This window comes from Amycolatopsis sp. NPDC058986 (assembly GCF_042741125.1).
In the GTDB taxonomy this organism is placed as follows: domain Bacteria; phylum Actinomycetota; class Actinomycetes; order Mycobacteriales; family Pseudonocardiaceae; genus Amycolatopsis.
This window is the reverse complement of record NZ_JBHYJW010000057.1, coordinates 35,756-50,827: the sequence shown is the minus strand read 5'-3', so window position 1 is coordinate 50,827 and position 15,072 is coordinate 35,756. Positions and strand designations below refer to the sequence as shown.

At 69.9% G+C, this 15,072-nt stretch carries 12 protein-coding genes; 4 read left to right on the top strand and 8 right to left on the bottom strand.

Annotated elements, in window-relative coordinates:
- Window positions 1–7: 7 nt before the first annotated feature.
- Window positions 8–2,125: a (Fe-S)-binding protein gene (locus ACFW0G_RS35955; protein WP_378329951.1), complete on the top strand. Its 2,118-nt coding sequence runs from the start codon at window positions 8–10 to the stop codon at window positions 2,123–2,125.
- Between the two features lie 8 nt (window positions 2,126–2,133).
- Here the strand turns inward: ACFW0G_RS35955 and ACFW0G_RS35950 are convergent, their stop codons facing one another.
- The gene (locus ACFW0G_RS35950) at window positions 2,134–2,982 is read right to left on the bottom strand and encodes an NAD(P)H-binding protein (RefSeq protein WP_378329950.1); all 849 of its coding nucleotides are present in this window, start codon (window positions 2,980–2,982) and stop codon (window positions 2,134–2,136) included.
- Between the two features lie 62 nt (window positions 2,983–3,044).
- Window positions 3,045–5,915, bottom strand: coding sequence for an ATP-binding protein (locus tag ACFW0G_RS35945; RefSeq protein WP_378329949.1), 2,871 nt, complete (start codon window positions 5,913–5,915; stop codon window positions 3,045–3,047).
- Between the two features lie 289 nt (window positions 5,916–6,204).
- Between ACFW0G_RS35945 and ACFW0G_RS35940 the strand changes: the two genes are divergently transcribed.
- Window positions 6,205–7,392, top strand: coding sequence for a S8 family peptidase (locus ACFW0G_RS35940; protein ID WP_378329948.1), 1,188 nt, complete (start codon window positions 6,205–6,207; stop codon window positions 7,390–7,392).
- Window positions 7,392–8,921, top strand: coding sequence for a S8 family serine peptidase (locus tag ACFW0G_RS35935; protein ID WP_378329947.1), 1,530 nt, complete (start codon window positions 7,392–7,394; stop codon window positions 8,919–8,921). The genes ACFW0G_RS35940 and ACFW0G_RS35935 overlap by 1 nt, the downstream gene beginning before the upstream one ends.
- A 230-nt stretch (window positions 8,922–9,151) precedes the next feature.
- Here the strand turns inward: ACFW0G_RS35935 and ACFW0G_RS35930 are convergent, their stop codons facing one another.
- The 4 genes from ACFW0G_RS35930 to ACFW0G_RS35915 all read right to left on the bottom strand — a co-directional run bounded on the left by ACFW0G_RS35930 (window position 9,152) and on the right by ACFW0G_RS35915 (window position 13,179).
- Window positions 9,152–10,612 (bottom strand): trypsin-like serine protease, encoded by a 1,461-nt coding sequence (locus ACFW0G_RS35930; RefSeq protein ID WP_378329946.1) that lies wholly within the window; start codon window positions 10,610–10,612, stop codon window positions 9,152–9,154.
- 117 nt (window positions 10,613–10,729) lie between these two features.
- Complete coding sequence (locus ACFW0G_RS35925) at window positions 10,730–11,740, bottom strand: YdcF family protein (RefSeq protein ID WP_378329945.1); 1,011 nt, start codon at window positions 11,738–11,740, stop codon at window positions 10,730–10,732.
- Window positions 11,741–11,852: 112 nt separating this feature from the next.
- A complete protein-coding gene (locus ACFW0G_RS35920) occupies window positions 11,853–12,143 on the bottom strand; it encodes a DUF3040 domain-containing protein (RefSeq protein ID WP_378329944.1) in 291 nt (96 codons plus the stop codon).
- A gap of 304 nt (window positions 12,144–12,447) precedes the next feature.
- Window positions 12,448–13,179, bottom strand: a complete 732-nt coding sequence (locus tag ACFW0G_RS35915) for a helix-turn-helix transcriptional regulator (RefSeq protein ID WP_378329943.1) — start codon at window positions 13,177–13,179, stop codon at window positions 12,448–12,450.
- Between the two features lie 131 nt (window positions 13,180–13,310).
- Here ACFW0G_RS35915 and folE point away from each other — a divergent pair, with 131 nt between their 5' ends.
- Window positions 13,311–13,907, top strand: a complete 597-nt coding sequence (gene folE, locus ACFW0G_RS35910) for a GTP cyclohydrolase I FolE (RefSeq protein WP_378329942.1) — start codon at window positions 13,311–13,313, stop codon at window positions 13,905–13,907.
- Window positions 13,908–13,926: 19 nt separating this feature from the next.
- Here folE and ACFW0G_RS35905 read toward each other — a convergent pair whose 3' ends face one another.
- Window positions 13,927–14,565 (bottom strand): cupredoxin family copper-binding protein, encoded by a 639-nt coding sequence (locus ACFW0G_RS35905; protein ID WP_378329941.1) that lies wholly within the window; start codon window positions 14,563–14,565, stop codon window positions 13,927–13,929.
- Window positions 14,562–15,071 (bottom strand): hypothetical protein, encoded by a 510-nt coding sequence (locus ACFW0G_RS35900; protein WP_378329940.1) that lies wholly within the window; start codon window positions 15,069–15,071, stop codon window positions 14,562–14,564. The genes ACFW0G_RS35905 and ACFW0G_RS35900 overlap by 4 nt, the downstream gene beginning before the upstream one ends.
- Window position 15,072: the final 1 nt, after the last annotated feature.

Genomic DNA, 15,072 nt, shown 5'->3' with positions numbered 1-15,072 from the left:
AGGACTCGTGCTCGTTCGTCTGATTCTCGGTTTGCTCATGACCGTCGCAGGGCTGGCGTTCGCCGGCAGGCGGGTCGCGTTCCTCGTCCGGCTGATCCGGTCCGGCCAGCCGGACACCGGCCGGTCCGACGAGCTGGGCCGCCGCGTGGCCGCGCATCTTCGCGAAGTGTTCGGGCAGCGGAAGCTGCTGAAATGGTCCGTACCGGGGCTCGCGCACTTCTTCACGTTCTGGGGCTTCGTGATCCTCGCGTCGGTGTACCTCGAGGCGTACGGCGCGTTGTTCGACGAGGACTTCCACATCCCCTGGATCGGCCGCTGGTCCGTATTGGGGTTCCTCCAGGACTTCATCGCGGTCGCGGTCGCCGTGTCGCTGGGCGTGTTCGCGGTGATCCGGATCCGGCAGGCCCCGGAGCGCAAGGACCGGGCCTCGCGGTTCTACGGCTCGCACACCGGTGGCGCGTGGCTGATCCTGATCATGATCTTCAACGTCGTCTGGACGATGTTCCTGTTCCGTGGTGCTTCCTCGGCGGCGGGCCATTTCCCGTACGACTCGGGCGCGTTCGTCTCCCTCGGTGTCGGCGATCTGCTGCGGCCGCTCGGGCTCGGCGTCAACGAGCCGCTGGAGACGGTCGGGTTGCTGCTGCACCTGGGCGTGATGCTGTCGTTCCTGAGCATCGTGCTGTACTCCAAGCACCTGCACATCTTCCTGGCACCGGTGAACGTCACCGCGAAACGGTTGCCCGACGCGCTCGGCCCGCTGTTGCCGATGGAGTCGAAGGGCAAGCCGATCGACTTCGAGGACCCCGGCGAGGACGACGTCTTCGGGCGCGGCAAGATCGCGGACTTCACCTGGAAGGGCATGCTGGACTTCGCCACCTGCACCGAATGCGGCCGCTGCCAGTCGCAGTGCCCGGCGTGGAACACGGAAAAGCCGTTGTCCCCCAAGCTGCTCGTGATGGGGCTGCGCGATCACCTCTTCGAAGAGGCGCCGTATGTCCTGAGCGGCAAGGAGAATCCGGAAGCACGACCGCTGGTCGGCACCGCCGAGGAGAACGGCGTGATCGATCCGGACGTCCTCTGGTCGTGCACCACGTGCGGGGCGTGCGTCGAGCAGTGCCCGGTGGACATCGAGCACGTCGACCACGTCGTCGACATGCGGCGCTATCAGGTGATGATCGAATCCGCGTTCCCGAGTGAGCTGGGCGTCCTGTTCCGCAATCTGGAGAACAAGGGGAATCCCTGGGGCCAGAACAACTCCGAGCGCCTGGCGTGGACCAAGGATCTCGGGTTCGACGTCCCGGTGTTCGACGGTGAACTCCGTGAGGACGTCGAGTACGTCTACTGGATCGGCTGCGCGGGCGCGTTCGACGACAACGCCCGCAAGACCGTGCGTGCGACCGCGGAACTGCTGCACATCGCCGGTGTGGAATACGTCGTGCTCGGCACGGACGAGTCGTGCACCGGCGATCCGGCGCGGCGTTCGGGCAACGAGTTCCTGTTCCAGATGATGGCGCAGCAGACCGTGGAGACGTTGAACGCGGTGTTCGAGGGCCGGGAGCCGCGGCTGCGCAAGATCGTCACCACCTGCCCGCACTGCATGAACACCCTGGGCAGGGAGTACCCGCAGCTCGACGGGCACTACGAGGTCGTGCACCACACGCAGCTGCTGAACCGGCTGGTGCGCACGGGCAGGCTGACGCCGGTGAAGGCGGTCGATGACAGCGGCCCGAGCGTCACCTACCACGACCCGTGTTATCTGGGGCGCCACAACAAGGTCTACACGCCGCCGCGGGATCTGGTCGGGGCCGCGGGCGCCACGCTCGCCGAGATGCCACGGCACGCGGACCGGTCGCTGTGCTGCGGCGCGGGCGGGGCGCGCATGTGGATGGAGGAGCAGATCGGCAAGCGCATCAACCTCGAACGCGTCGACGAGGCCCTCACGACCGAAGCCGAGACGATCGTCACCGGCTGCCCGTTCTGCCGCGTCATGATCTCCGACGGACTGGTGCAGCGGCAGAGCGAGCAGCGCGGTGAGAACGTCGACGTCCGTGACGTCTCCCAGCTGCTGCTGGAGTCGGTGAAACGCGCGACGGCCATGCCCGAGGACGCCCCCGTCGTGCCCTGAGCGTGGGCTCAGCGGAAGGCTTCGGCGTGATCGGTGGCCCAGTCGGCGAAGGTGTGCGGGTCGCGGCCGGTGAGTTCGCGGAACGCCGGTGAGACCGTCTCCGGGTGCTCGACCATGTCCGCCCAGGCGTCGAGGACGGCGTCGACCAGCGTGCCCGGCCAGCCCTGTGCGAGCAGGTCCTCGCGGGCTTCGGAGCGGGACTGTTCCTCCCAGCGGACCGGGGTGCCGATCGCCTCGCCGATCGCGCGGACCTGGTCGCGCTGGCTGAGCGGTTCGGGGCCGGTGAGCGCGTAGGCCTTGCCGACGTGGTCATCTGTCGTCAGCGCCAGCACTCCGATGGCGGCGAGGTCCTTCTCGTGGACGAGTGTGCGGACGGCGGCGCCGTACGGCCAGTGGACGACGCGGTCCTCGCGGATCTGCGGTGCCCAGCCGAGCGCGTTGGCCGCGAAACCGCCACCGCGCAGGAAAGTCCACTGTAGACCGGAAGCGCGGATGACGGCTTCGAGCGCGGCGTGGGAGCTGGTGATCGGGTCCGCCGCGTCGTCGACCGCCGAGGACGACAGGTAGACGACGCGGGTCGCGTGCTCGGCGATGACGTCCACCACGGGCCCGGCCTGCTCGGCGGGGTGCAGCGGCCACACCAGGAACACGCTGTCGACGCCGGTCAGCGCGGTGTGCAGGCTCGCGGGGTCGCTCAAGTCGCCGCGCACCGCTTCGACGCCGTCCGGGAGCTTCGCGGCCTCGGGGCGGCGCACGAGGGCGCGCACGGTCACGTCCTCGCGTCCCGCGAGCTGGGCGACGAGCGCGCCGCCGACGGTTCCGGTGGCGCCGGTCACGAGAATCGTTTTCCTGGTCATTTCCCTGTTCCTTCGTCCGTTGGCTTACTCCGGCGAAGGTAGGACTTAAAGGGAACTTGAAGTCAACGCGACGCGGCCAGCTCGCCGCGCGAGCGCACCTTGAGCTTCCGCAGCACGCTCGCGACGTGCTGTTCCACCGTGCGCCGTGAGAGGAACAACACCTCGGCGATCTCCCGGTTCGTGTGTCCCTCGGCCAGCAGCCGCGCGACGTCGCGCTCGCGTGGAGAGAGTTCGTCGCCGTAGCCGCGCCGACCGCGTCGTGACGGCGTGACCGCGCCGGTCGATCGGTAGGCGTGGCGGCAGCGGGCGGCGTCGCGGGCGGCCCCGAGCCCGTCGAACACCTCGGCCAGCTTGGTGAACGTGGCGGCCGCGGCGGGATCGCCTTGGCGAAGCCGGCAGTGGGCGAGCCGCTCGGAGGCCAGCGCGGCGTGGTACGGCGCGGGCAGCCGCTCGTACTGGCCGCGGGCGTCGTCGAAGGATTTGACCGCATCCGGCAGTTCGCCGTGGTGCGCGGCCACGATGCCGCGGCAAGTGGCCAGCGCGGCGTGGGCCATCGGCGCGTCGAGCGTGCTGATCTCGCGTTCGAATTCGCCGAGCAGCGCACGGGCCGCGTTCGACCGCCCGCCGAGGCAGTACGCGTCGGCGGCGACCGGGAGCAGGTCACCGGCCCAGGCCCAGACACCCTTGGTGCGCAACAACTCCAGCCCGCGATCGGCCTGCGTCACCGCGGCCTCGACGGAGTCCTGGGCGAGCAGCATCGCGGCGATCCCGCCGTGCGCGGCGATCACCACGGGGGTGAAAGCGTTTCCCGGTTGGTCGACGGCGGTCGCGGTGAAATGCTCGGCCGCGCGGTCCCAGGCACCGCGCGCGGCGGAGAGCAGGCCGAGGATGAGGGACAGCTCGCTGGTCACCGGGAGCAGATCGCGGTATTCCTCGATCAGCGCCTCGGCGCGTTCGTCGAGCCCGGCCCAGTTGCCGGTGAGCCAATCCGTGTGCACCCCGGTCGACCGCGCGGTGCCCACGACATACGGTGCGCCGCAGTCGGCCGCGAGCCGCATTCCGCTGCGCAGCAGCCTTTCCGCTCGCTGATGGTGCCCGATCCACGAACACGCGTCGGCGACGTTGCAGTGCAGCCGGGCGAGCTGCCGCTGCTCCTCGGCGCTTCCGACACGGGCCGGAGCGGCGGCGAGCATGGTCCACGCGTGCGCGTCGCCGGTGTGCAGCCGCGACGCGACGTTGTTGGCCATCAGTGTCAGCGCACGGCCGCGGTCACCGGACGACGCCGCCGCCGCGATCAGCTCGTCGACGCGGTCCATCCAGCGCCGATGCTCGGCCAACGGCGTGTCGCTCACCCAAGGCTGGGCGAGCACCGCCATCCCGCGGCCGGCCAGCGCGGGCCGGTCGCCCAGCGCGGCGATCGCCAGCTCGATCTCCACCCGCGCGGCCTCCAAGCTGCCCGCCTGGCGGATCAGCATCAGCCCGAGCGTCAGCCGGACCTCGCCGGACAGCCGTCCGGACAGCCGCTCGTCGGACAGCAGCCGCTCCAGTGTCGCGACGACGTCCCGCTGGGACAGGCCGTTGCACGCCACCGTGCTCAGCTTGACCGCTAGTCTGTCCACATCGGACGGAGTGAGATCGGGGCCGGCCAGTGCCGTGCGGAGCAGGTCGATCGCGGCGGCGAGATCGCCCAGCGCGCCGGCCTGGTCGGCGGCGGCTTCGCCGTAGCGCAGCGCGCCCGCGTGGTCCCCGGCCTTGCGGCAGTGCTCGGCCAGCCGCACCAGCGGCGCCGGATCCCGGTCCCGCAGCAGGCGGACGGCGCGGCGGTGCAGCTCCTGGCGGTCCGGGCCCGCCAGCGTGTCGTACACGGCCTGCTGCGCCAGCGTGTGCCGGAAACCGTAGTGACAGTCGGCGGTCTCGACGAGGATGGCGCGGTCGAGCGCACGCACCAGCGCGTGGCGCGCACGGGCCTGGGCGAGGCCGGAGATCGCCGTCAGCAGGTCCAAGGGCGCCGGTTCGGCGAGCACGGCGGCGGCCTCGGTGATCCGGCGCGCGGCCAGCGGCAGCGCGGTGAGCCGTTCGACGATCGTGTCCCGGAGCAGGGCGGGAACCTCGACGGCGTCGAGAAGTCTTCGCGCCGCCGCGCCGTCCGCCTGCACGGCGCCTTCCGGATCGCGCAGCGCGTGCACGGTTTCTTCGACGGCGAACGGAAGTCCGGCCGTGCGTTCGTGCAACCGGGCGGCGAACTCGGCCGAGACGGCCGGGGTGCCGAGCAGCGCGCCGGTCAGCTGCCGGACGCCGTCGCGGTCGAGCGGTGCGAGCCGGACGAAGACGCTCGCACTGCCCGGCGCCGGCCGGTACGCGCTGCCCAGCGGGAGGCCGCCGGGCACCTCCTCGCCGCGGTAGCTCAGTAACAGGCTCAGCCCCGGCGGGGGATCGCCCATCAGGAACCGCAGCAACTGCCGTGATCCGTCATCGGCCCAGTGCACGTCCTCGACGACGAGCAGCACCGGGCCGAGCGCGTCCAGCAGCGCGCGGACGGCGCGGAACAGCCGGTGCCGGTCCGCCCGCGGATCGCCGAGCGGTGGCGGCGGAGCCGGGAGGTGGGTCAGTTCGGGGAGGTAGGGGGCGAGCGCGCCGGTGAGCGGGCTCAGCGGCCCGGCGGGCACGCCGTCGACGCCGCGCAGCGCCTCGATGACGACGCCGTAGGGAAACGGCTCGCGCAGCGGCTGGCAGCACCCGAGGAGGACCCGGTGCCGTGCCGTCTCCGGCCGCGCGACCAGCTCGCTCACCAGGCGCGTCTTGCCGACACCCGCTTCTCCTTCGAGCATCAGCACCGCGGGTGGCGCGGCGGCGGCGCGGGCCAGCGCGCGCAGTTCGGCCGCCCGTCCGATGAGGACCGGGGAACTCGTCCGGCACACGATCCCGTTGGTCATCGCCCTGCTCCCGATCTAGCGCACCCGAAAGCGGTACAGGCCCAAACCACCTTGTCCGGGTGAACGCAGCTTAGGTCGCGCGGCACCCGTCACGGAACAGATCCGAACGGTCACAGAACTTTCGTAGGGGGTAACGAGCCGGCATTAGTTAGGTAGCCATACGGGCCGCTACCTCGCTTGTTCCCGTGAGTGATTGTCCCCGACAGTGAGACCGAGGTGGCTCTCGGTCACCGCCGGAGCGCGGCCCGTTCGCGCTCCGCTTCTTCTGTTCGAGCGAACGGAGTTGGGTATGCACAACGTCTATCGCAAGGCGGCCCCCGTGGTGGTGGCCGCCTGCGCGATCTCGCTGGGGCTGGCCGCGCCGGCGCAGGCGCAAACCGGGCAGATCCGCAACGCGGGCGTCCCGGGCGCGATCGAGGGCAGCTATCTCGTCGCGCTCAAGTCCGGCGGAGCGCTCACGGCGGCCGCCGGTGACCTCACGCACCGCTACGGCGGACGGGTCACCTATACCTACGACACGGCACTGCGGGGCTTCGCGGCCTCGATGACCGAGGCACAGGCCCGCAAGCTCGCCGCCGACCCGGGCGTCGAGTACGTCGAGCAGGACGGGATCGCGCACGTCACCGGCACCCAGACGAACCCGACCTGGGGCCTCGACCGCGTCGACCAGAAGGACCTGCCGCTGGATCAGAAATACACCTACCCGAACACCGGGAACGGCGCCACGGTGTACGTCGTCGACACCGGGACCGACTACAAGCAGGCGGAATTCGGTGGCCGCGCGTCGAGTGGCCACGACTTCATCGACAACGACGACGACGCGTCGGACTGCCACGGGCACGGCACGCACGTCGCCGGGACGGTGGGCAGCAAGACCTACGGCGTGGCCAAGGAAGCCAAGATCGTCGCGGTGCGGGTGCTGAACTGCCAGGGCCAGGGCTCGTGGGCGCAGGTCGTCGCCGGGATCGACTGGGTGGCCAAGAACGCGAAGGCCCCGTCGGTGCTGACCATGAGCCTCGGCGGGGCCGCCAGCTCCACTGTGGACAATGCGGTGAAGAAGGCGGTGGCCGCGGGCGTCACGAACACCGTCGCGGCGGGCAACGACAACAAGAACGCCTGCAACACCAGCCCGGCGCGGGTGCCCGAGGCGATCACCGTGAACGCCTCGGACAACAAGGACAGCAGGGCGTCGTTCTCCAACTTCGGTAACTGCACCGACATCTTCGCGCCGGGCGTGAACATCACGTCGCTGCGCAACGGTGGCGGGACGCAGCAGATGAGCGGGACGTCGATGGCCACGCCGCACGTCGCGGGCGCGGCGGCGCTGTACCTGACGGCGCACCCGACGGCCAAGCCCGCCGAGGTCGAGAAGGCGCTCACCGGTGGCGCGAGCGCCGGCGTGGTGAAGAACCCGGGCAGCGGTTCACCGAACAAGCTGCTCAACGTCTCCTTCATCGGTACCGGGGCGATGTTCTGATGCGGCGCGGGATCCTGGCCCTCGGCGCCTGCGTGTCGTTGCTGGCACTCGGTGCCGGGCAGGCAGTCGCGGCCGAGGCGGAAGGTGTTGTCGTACCGGCGAAACAGCACTACGGCGACCAGTACATCGTGGTGCTCAAGGATGCCGGTGCGGCGTCGGCCTCGTCGGCGACGCTGGCCCAGCGGTACGGCGGCGAAGTGCGTTCGACCTACGAGCGGACGTTGCACGGGTTCTCGGTACGCGCGATGACGGACAAGCAGGCGCGGCGACTGGCCGCCGACCCCGCGGTGAAGGCGGTGTACGAGGACGGCACCGCCCGGATCGCCGACACCCAGACGAATCCCACCTGGGGCCTCGACCGCATCGACCAGAAGAACCTGCCGCTGGACCAGAAGTACACCTATGCCAACAGCGGGGCCGGGGTCACCGCGTACGACCTGGACACCGGTATAAACCCGGACAACCCGGAGTACGGTGGCCGCGCGTCGATCGGCAAGGACTTCGTCGGCGGCGACGGGAAGGACTGCAACGGGCACGGCAGCCACACCGCGGGCACCATCGCCAGCAAGACCTACGGGGTGGCCAAGCAGGTCAAGATCGTCGGGCTCAAGGTGCTCGGCAACGACTGCACCGGCAACGGGCCGGACTCCGCCGCGGTGGACGCGATGGAGTGGGTCACCGCGAACGCCGTCAAACCGGCCGTGGCGAACATGAGCCTCGGCATGGATCAGGTCGGCGTCGGCGACGACGCGCTGAAGAAGTCCATCGCCGCCGGGATCGTGTACTCGGTGGCGGCGGGCAACAGCTCGACGGACGCCTGCTCGGTCAGCCCGGCGCGGGTGCCCGAAGCGATCACAGTCGGCGCGACGGACAACCAGGACGGCCGTGCCTCGTTCTCGAACTACGGCACCTGCGTCGACCTCTTCGCGCCCGGCGTGAACGTGACGTCGCTGAGCACGTCGAACGGCGGAACGGCGAACATGAGCGGGACGTCGATGGCGACTCCGCACGTCACCGGCGCCTCGGCGCTGTACCTGTCCGCGAACCCGGGCGCCACCGCGCAGCAGGTGCGGGACGCGCTGGTCTCGAACGCCACCGACGGCGTGGTGAAGAACCCGGGCAGCGGTTCGCCGAACAAGCTGCTCAACGTGTCCTTCATCGGCGGTGGCACACCGTCGAAATGCGGCGTCAAGTCGAACACCACCCCGGTGTCCATTCCGGACGCCGGGGACGCGGTGACCAGCTCGGTGACCCAGGATTCGTGTGACGGCGCGGCTTCGGCCTCGCTGCCGGTGAAGGTGGACATCACCCACACCTACAGCGCGGACCTGACCATCGACCTGGTCGGCCCGAGCGGTGCGGTGTTCTCGCTGCAGAAGCCGGGCGGCGCGGTCTCGGCGAGCGGCGTGCACACGACCTACACGGTGAACGCCGCCGCCGAGCGGGCCAACGGCACGTGGACGTTGCGGGTCAAGGACGTCTACCGCTTCGACACCGGCACGATCGACGGATTCTCCATCACGTTCTGATCCTGCCACCGAGCCCCCTTCCCGAGGGGAGTCCGTGCCCCCGGCCACTTCCGGCCGGGGGCACGGCTTTACTCACGTAATCACGCGAGTTCTCCGTTCACGCACGCGAGACCTCTGTACATGCACGCGAGATCTCCGGCGGATCACGACGCCGGGGAATGCCGTGAAGGCCACCTTACGGGCATCAGATGCCCGTAAGGTGGCCTTGACGGAACGGAACCGCAGTGTCCTTATTGGACGGTCAGGGTGAAGGTGGTGGTGGCGGTCTTTCCGGTGGAGTCCTTCGCGGTGATGGTGATCGGGTAGGTGCCGGGCTGGAACGGGGCACCCGCCTGCATCTGCGAGCTGCCCCCGCTGGACACGGTGACGGGGCTGAAGAACGGCGCGAACGGCAGTCCGGAACCGGAGGCCGACAGCGTGATCGTGCCGGTCCCGCCGGAGGCGGTCACCGTGGCCGTGGCGAAGAATCCGGGCCGCACGGTGCCGCTGCCCGGGTTCACGCTCACCTTCAGGTCACCGGCGGGTGGTTCTCCCTTGCCCACGACCAGTTTCAGCGTCGCCGTACTCGTGTCGGTCGTGCCCTTGCCGGAGATCGTGACCGCGTACTCCTTCTCCGGCGTACCTGAAGCGGTTTCGATGGTCACCTTGGCCGTGTCGCCGGAGTTGATCGTCGACGGCTGGAACGTCGCCTTCGCGCCCTCGGGCAGGCCGGACGCGCTCAGTTCGACCTTCTCCGCGCCGTTCTTACCCGCCTTGCTGGTCACCGTCGCCGACACGTACTTGCCGGGATCGACCTTCACCGAACCCGGCGTCACGCCGACCGTGAACTTGTCCTGATCCGGTACCGAGCCGATCTGCTCCTTGACCCAGTCACCCATGTCGTTGTTGAGCCGGCCGTAGACGCTGTACCACTTGAAATCGCTGCGGCTCCACGACGCGACCCCGGTCACCTTGCCGTCCACGATCAGCGGGCCGCCGCTGTCCCCTGGCAGGATCGTGACGTGGCCGTCGCTGTAGCCACTGCAGATCATCGTGGCGTCCTGGAACCCCGCCCCGACACCCTGGCAGTTGCTGCCCGCCACGATCGGCAGGCTGAACTTGTGCAGCGTGACGTCCTTGGTGTCGTCGTTGAAGTCCTTCTTGCCGTAGCCGAGCCCGAGACCCGTCTTGCCCGGTTTGTTCAGGTCGGTGTCCGCGGACGTCGCGACCTTCGCGTACTGCCCGCCGGGCACCGGGATGTCGGCGTCGGTGGTCACCACGGCGACGTCGTAACCCTGATCGAAGTTGACGTACTTCGGGTGGGTTTCGTAGCTGACGACGCCGATCCGCGTGCCGCCGCCCGCGTTGAGGTCGTCAAGGCCGTAGAGGAAGGTCTTCTTGCCCTCGGCGGCCTTGCAGTGCGCGGCGATGAGGATCTTGCGCGGGGCCACGACCGATCCCGTGCAGGTCTCACCCTGCGGCCGTGGCCCGCCCTCGCGCAGCCCGGCGATGATGAACGGGTAGTCCTTGACCGACGCCGGTGTCCCGCCGATGGACGAGGGCTGGACGTCGCCGCCGGGGACGGTGGTGCCGCCCAGCGGCGCCACCGCGGGCGGGTTCCCCGGCGCGGCGGCCGCCACGTTCGGCCACGGCGTGGCGAGGACGGCGAGGCCGACGGCGAAACAGCCCAGTATGCGGTTTCTTCTGCTCACGACAGCTCCTTCGGTTCGAGTAGCTGCCCGTCACTTTCCGGTGACCGCTGGTGGGGTAACAACCCGGGAGCACACCCGTATGGGTACGGAACTATTGCGGCGAAAGGGTTTCCCGCGTCAGCCGAGCGCGCCGAGTACCGTGATGGCCGCGAGGCTGAGGCAGATGCCGAAGTTGACCACCTTGTGGTCGAGGAAGACCGCGACGAACTCGCGGATCGTCGCGCTGGGCCAGAAGTACCACGCCGTCGGCGCACCGATGACCTGGCCGTCGACCTTCGCCCGCCGGGCGGTGAGCGCGGCACGCAGGACGTGGAAGTTGTTGGTGACCACCACACACCGGTAGCCCGGCCGCAGGCCCGTCATGATCTCGCGGCTGAACGTGAGGTTCTCCCAGGTCGTCTTCGACCGGTCCTCCAGCAGGATCCGCTCGCGGGGCACACCTCGTTCGACGAGGTAGTCGGCCATCGCGTGGGATTCGGGCACGTCCTCGTCGGGGCCCTGACCACCGGACGTCACGAGCAGCGGCTGTCCGCCCCTGGCCACGCCCGCCTCGAAGACCGCGCGGGCGCGGTCGAGCCTGCTCGCCAGCAGCGGCGGCACCTTGGCGCCGATCAGCCCGGAGCCGAGGACGACCACGAAATCGACGGCGCGGCGTTGCCGGATCCGGCCATACACGATGGCGTACAGCAGAAAGCAGACGAACAGGAACGACACGTACGCCAGGATCAGCGTCAGCACCGTCACCGCGACCTTCGCCGGGGTCCACGGGATCCGGTTGATCGCCGCGGTGAACGGGAGGTAGGCGAGGATCCCCGCACCGAGCAGCAGCGAGAGCAGGTTGGCCAGGCGCCTGCCTTCGCGGCGGATCATGGTGACGCCGTTGAAGACCAGGAAGATCGCCAGCGCCAGGATCGCCAGCGGGATCAGCAGGAACCCCGACACGACCACGATCTCCGCGGCCTGGGCCGACACCGAGGCCAGCGAGGCCACCGTGCCGAGCGCGGCGAAGAACAGGGTCATGAACAGGTAGACGCCGTTGCGGAGGCGGCGACGTTCCTTCAGGAAGCTGATCAGGAAGAACAGGAACCACACCGCCGCGATCCCGAAGATGACGTAAGCGATCCTCACGGGCGGGGATTAGACCATACGGTCCAGCGCCGACGAGGGAGAACCCGCCGACGCGCCTGGCTGACGGCGGGTACCGACACACAATGGATTTGACAGGGAAAGGTGCCGCGGATCATTTCGTGGGCTTGGCGCGCCGCAGCAGGTACCAGGTTATCGCGGCGGGCACGGTCGCGGTGAGCACGGCGCCCAAGGTGATTAATCCCGGCGCGGTCAGCCGCACGCCGATGACCATCACCACGAGGCCGACCGAGAGCAGCACGAGCAGGCCCAGTCCGGCCGCCACCAAGGTGATGAGGTGGATCGGCCGGAACTCGGCGAACCGCCGTGCCATGCGCGGGTTCTCCTCGACGAGGTGTTTCTCGATCTCGTCGAGTTTTCGCTGTTCGTAATCGTGTAGCGCCATGTTCCAGCACCACCTGAATCATCGTGATCCAGCGTTTCGAGGTGGGAACATGATACGACCTCGGCGGCCGGAAAATCTTCTCCAACCCGATGTCCGGTCACGGCCGGATCTCGTGGCGGGCCGGAATTGAATCGGCCGACCCACCGGAAGCGTGCTGAGCAGGCAAGGAGTAGTCACGCCACCTGGCCCGCCGAGATGATGTCGTGACCACGGTGCGGGACCGTCCGGCCGCACCGTGGACGTCGTCTGTCCATTGGGGACGCACCCGGCACGGGCGGACTCCCTCCCGCCCGTGCCTTCCTCGTCAGTGGTGCTGCTTCCCGTCGACCGGGCGGAGCTCGACGCAGCAGCCTGCCCCCGGCGCGAGCGCGGCCTCCACCGTGTGCGCGCCCAGCCCGCTGAGCACCCCGGTCAGGAAGGCGTGGTTGATTCCGCAGACGAGGCCGGGCGCCTTGGCCGCCAAGGGCTGGAACGGGCAGTTGCGCAGCTGGACGCGGTCCGGTGCCGGGCGGCTCGGCTCGAACCCGTACCGGGTGAGCACGGCCTCGGCGAGGGTGAGCGCCCGCTCCGTGCCGAGCCGCCCCGGCCGGGCCAGGTCCCGTTCGAGACTTCCGGCCCGTTCGCCGTGCTCGGCGGCGATCCGCATCGCGGCCGCGCGGGCGGTCTCGTCGCCGGAGTCCGCGAGCACGGCGTCGGCGAGGATGTCGGCGAGGATCTCGTGCCGCCGGGCCGGGATCCCGACCTGGATCTCGGTGTCGGCGGGCCGGTAGAGCTTCGGCTTGCGGCCCACCCGCGCCACGCCGCCGACGGTGTCGTAACCGAACGTGAGCAGGCCGGTGCGGACGAGCTTGTCGAGGTGGAACGCGGCCAGCTTCCGGGAGATCCCGGCCGCTTCCGCCGCCTCGTCGCGCGCGACCGGGCGCCGCGCCTCCCGCACGTAGGTGTACAGACGGCGGCGCAGGTTGTCCTCGAGGGCGGCGACCGCGGTGACAGCGGCGATGTCCAGTGTCTCCCGCGGCCGTTCGGAAGCGGTCACGTACTCAGCGTATCGGCTATCACAGTTGGTCCAACAGCCACATGTCGGGATCGACACTGGTCACTTGACCTTCCGCAACATAACGCCAATACTTTTTGGTGAAACCAGGAGCCGAAAGCCAGGGTGAAGTGATGTCGAGTTCAGCACTGCGGGTCGTGCACCAGCCGGAGGTCGGTCCCGACCTCGAGGCGGCGGAGGCCGCGGCGGCCGAGTTCCTCACCGCCCTCGGCATCCCGCTCGACTCGGAGAGCCTGCGCGGCACCCCGGGCCGGATGGCGCGCGCGTACGCGGAGTTGTTCGCCCCGCGCCCGTTCGACCTGACGACGTTCCCGAACGACGAGCAGTACGACGAGCTCGTGCTGGCCCGCGCGATCCCGGTCCGGTCGGTCTGCGAACACCACCTGCTGCCGTTCGTCGGCGTCGCCCACGTCGGCTACCTGCCCGGCGAGCGCATCCTCGGGCTGTCCAAGCTCGCCAGGATCGTCGAGCACTTCGCCTGCCGCCCGCAGGTGCAGGAGCGGCTGACCAAGCAGGTCGCGGACTGGCTGTGCGAGCACCTGAACCCCAAGGGCGTCGGCGTAGTGATCGAGGCCGAGCACTCCTGCATGACCTTGCGCGGGGTGCAGGCCGTCGGCTCCAGCACCGTGACCTCGACCCTGCTCGGCACGTTGCGCCAGGACGCCCGCTCGCGCCAGGAGTTCTTCGCGCTCACCGGCGTCAACTCCTGAACCGTCCACAAGGGACGGTCTAGGGCGACGGCCGCGAGCCCAGCAGCAACAGGCACAGTACCGCGACGGCGGTGACCACCCCGGCGACGAGCAGCATCGGGTCCAGCGAGGGCGCGGTGGCCGGTGCGGCCTGCTGGACCACGGAAGGCGCCGACGAGGGCGGCGCGGCGGCCGGTTCGGTGGCGGGTGCGGAACTTGCCAACGGCGCGGAGCTGGACGGCTGGACCGACCCCGGCGCGGAAGGCGCGGCAGTCTTCTTCGACGGCACGGGTGCGGCCGGTGCCGGGCGGGGCGGCGGAGCGGGCGCGGCCGTGGTCGGCGCCGCCAGGACGGTGACGGTGGCCCGCATGTCGGGATGCACCGAGCAGTAGTACGAATACGTGCCGGGCTGGGTGAACGTGTAGCTCCAGCTCTGGCCCTGCGACAACTTCGGGCTGCGGAAGGCCACCGGCGCGCTCGTGGTGACGACGTCGTGCGGGGCTTCGTCGTGCTGCATCCAGGTCACGGTGTCACCGGCTCGGACGGTCAGCGCGGCCGGGCCGTACGCGTAGTTCTCCATCATCACCTGCTGGGCCGCGGCGCCGGCGGAGCGGGGCGCCCAGGCCAGGACACCGCAAGCGAGGAGAAGACCGGCGAGGACGATCGCGGTCCGCCTCATCGGACGAACTCCATCGCGATCTCGACGTGCACGCGGCGGCGCGCGAACCGGGCCTTCCGCCGCGTCTTCGGCAGAATTCCCTTGGCCCACAGGATGATCCGCTCGTCGTCGACGTACCGCAGGTCGCCGCGCAGCCGCAGGTCGCGGGTCGTGCCCGGCAGGACGACCCGGCAGACGAGGTCCACGACCCGGTCGGCACCGAGGAGTACCACCGGTGCTTCGACCACGACGTCCGGGTGGTCGGCGGTGGACAGACCGCGCGGTCCTGTCAGGAACCTGCTGAGAAAGGGGACGCCGACCCGCAGCGACGCGGCGTCGAGCACCACGGTCAGCTCGGGCTCGGCGACGTCGAAATGCCCACCCGAGGCGGAGAACCGGCCCCGCAGCACCGGAAAGCGCAGCAGGCGCAGGGAAGTCTCGATCACGCAGCGGTCGCGGCGCAGCGTGTACACCTCTCGGCGCACTCCGTCGGGGAGGAGAGCGGGCAGGACTTCGGTGTCGGGCATC

Coding starts and splice junctions, on each gene's coding strand:
- ACFW0G_RS35950 (WP_378329950.1), bottom strand. CDS start 2,982: ATGACCAGGAAAACGATTCTCGTGACCGGCGCCACCGGAACCGTCGGC.
- ACFW0G_RS35945 (WP_378329949.1), bottom strand. CDS start 5,915: ATGACCAACGGGATCGTGTGCCGGACGAGTTCCCCGGTCCTCATCGGA.
- ACFW0G_RS35940 (WP_378329948.1), top strand. CDS start 6,205: ATGCACAACGTCTATCGCAAGGCGGCCCCCGTGGTGGTGGCCGCCTGC.
- ACFW0G_RS35935 (WP_378329947.1), top strand. CDS start 7,392: ATGCGGCGCGGGATCCTGGCCCTCGGCGCCTGCGTGTCGTTGCTGGCA.
- ACFW0G_RS35920 (WP_378329944.1), bottom strand. CDS start 12,143: ATGGCGCTACACGATTACGAACAGCGAAAACTCGACGAGATCGAGAAA.
- folE (WP_378329942.1), top strand. CDS start 13,311: ATGTCGAGTTCAGCACTGCGGGTCGTGCACCAGCCGGAGGTCGGTCCC.
- ACFW0G_RS35905 (WP_378329941.1), bottom strand. CDS start 14,565: ATGAGGCGGACCGCGATCGTCCTCGCCGGTCTTCTCCTCGCTTGCGGT.
- ACFW0G_RS35900 (WP_378329940.1), bottom strand. CDS start 15,071: ATGCCCGACACCGAAGTCCTGCCCGCTCTCCTCCCCGACGGAGTGCGC.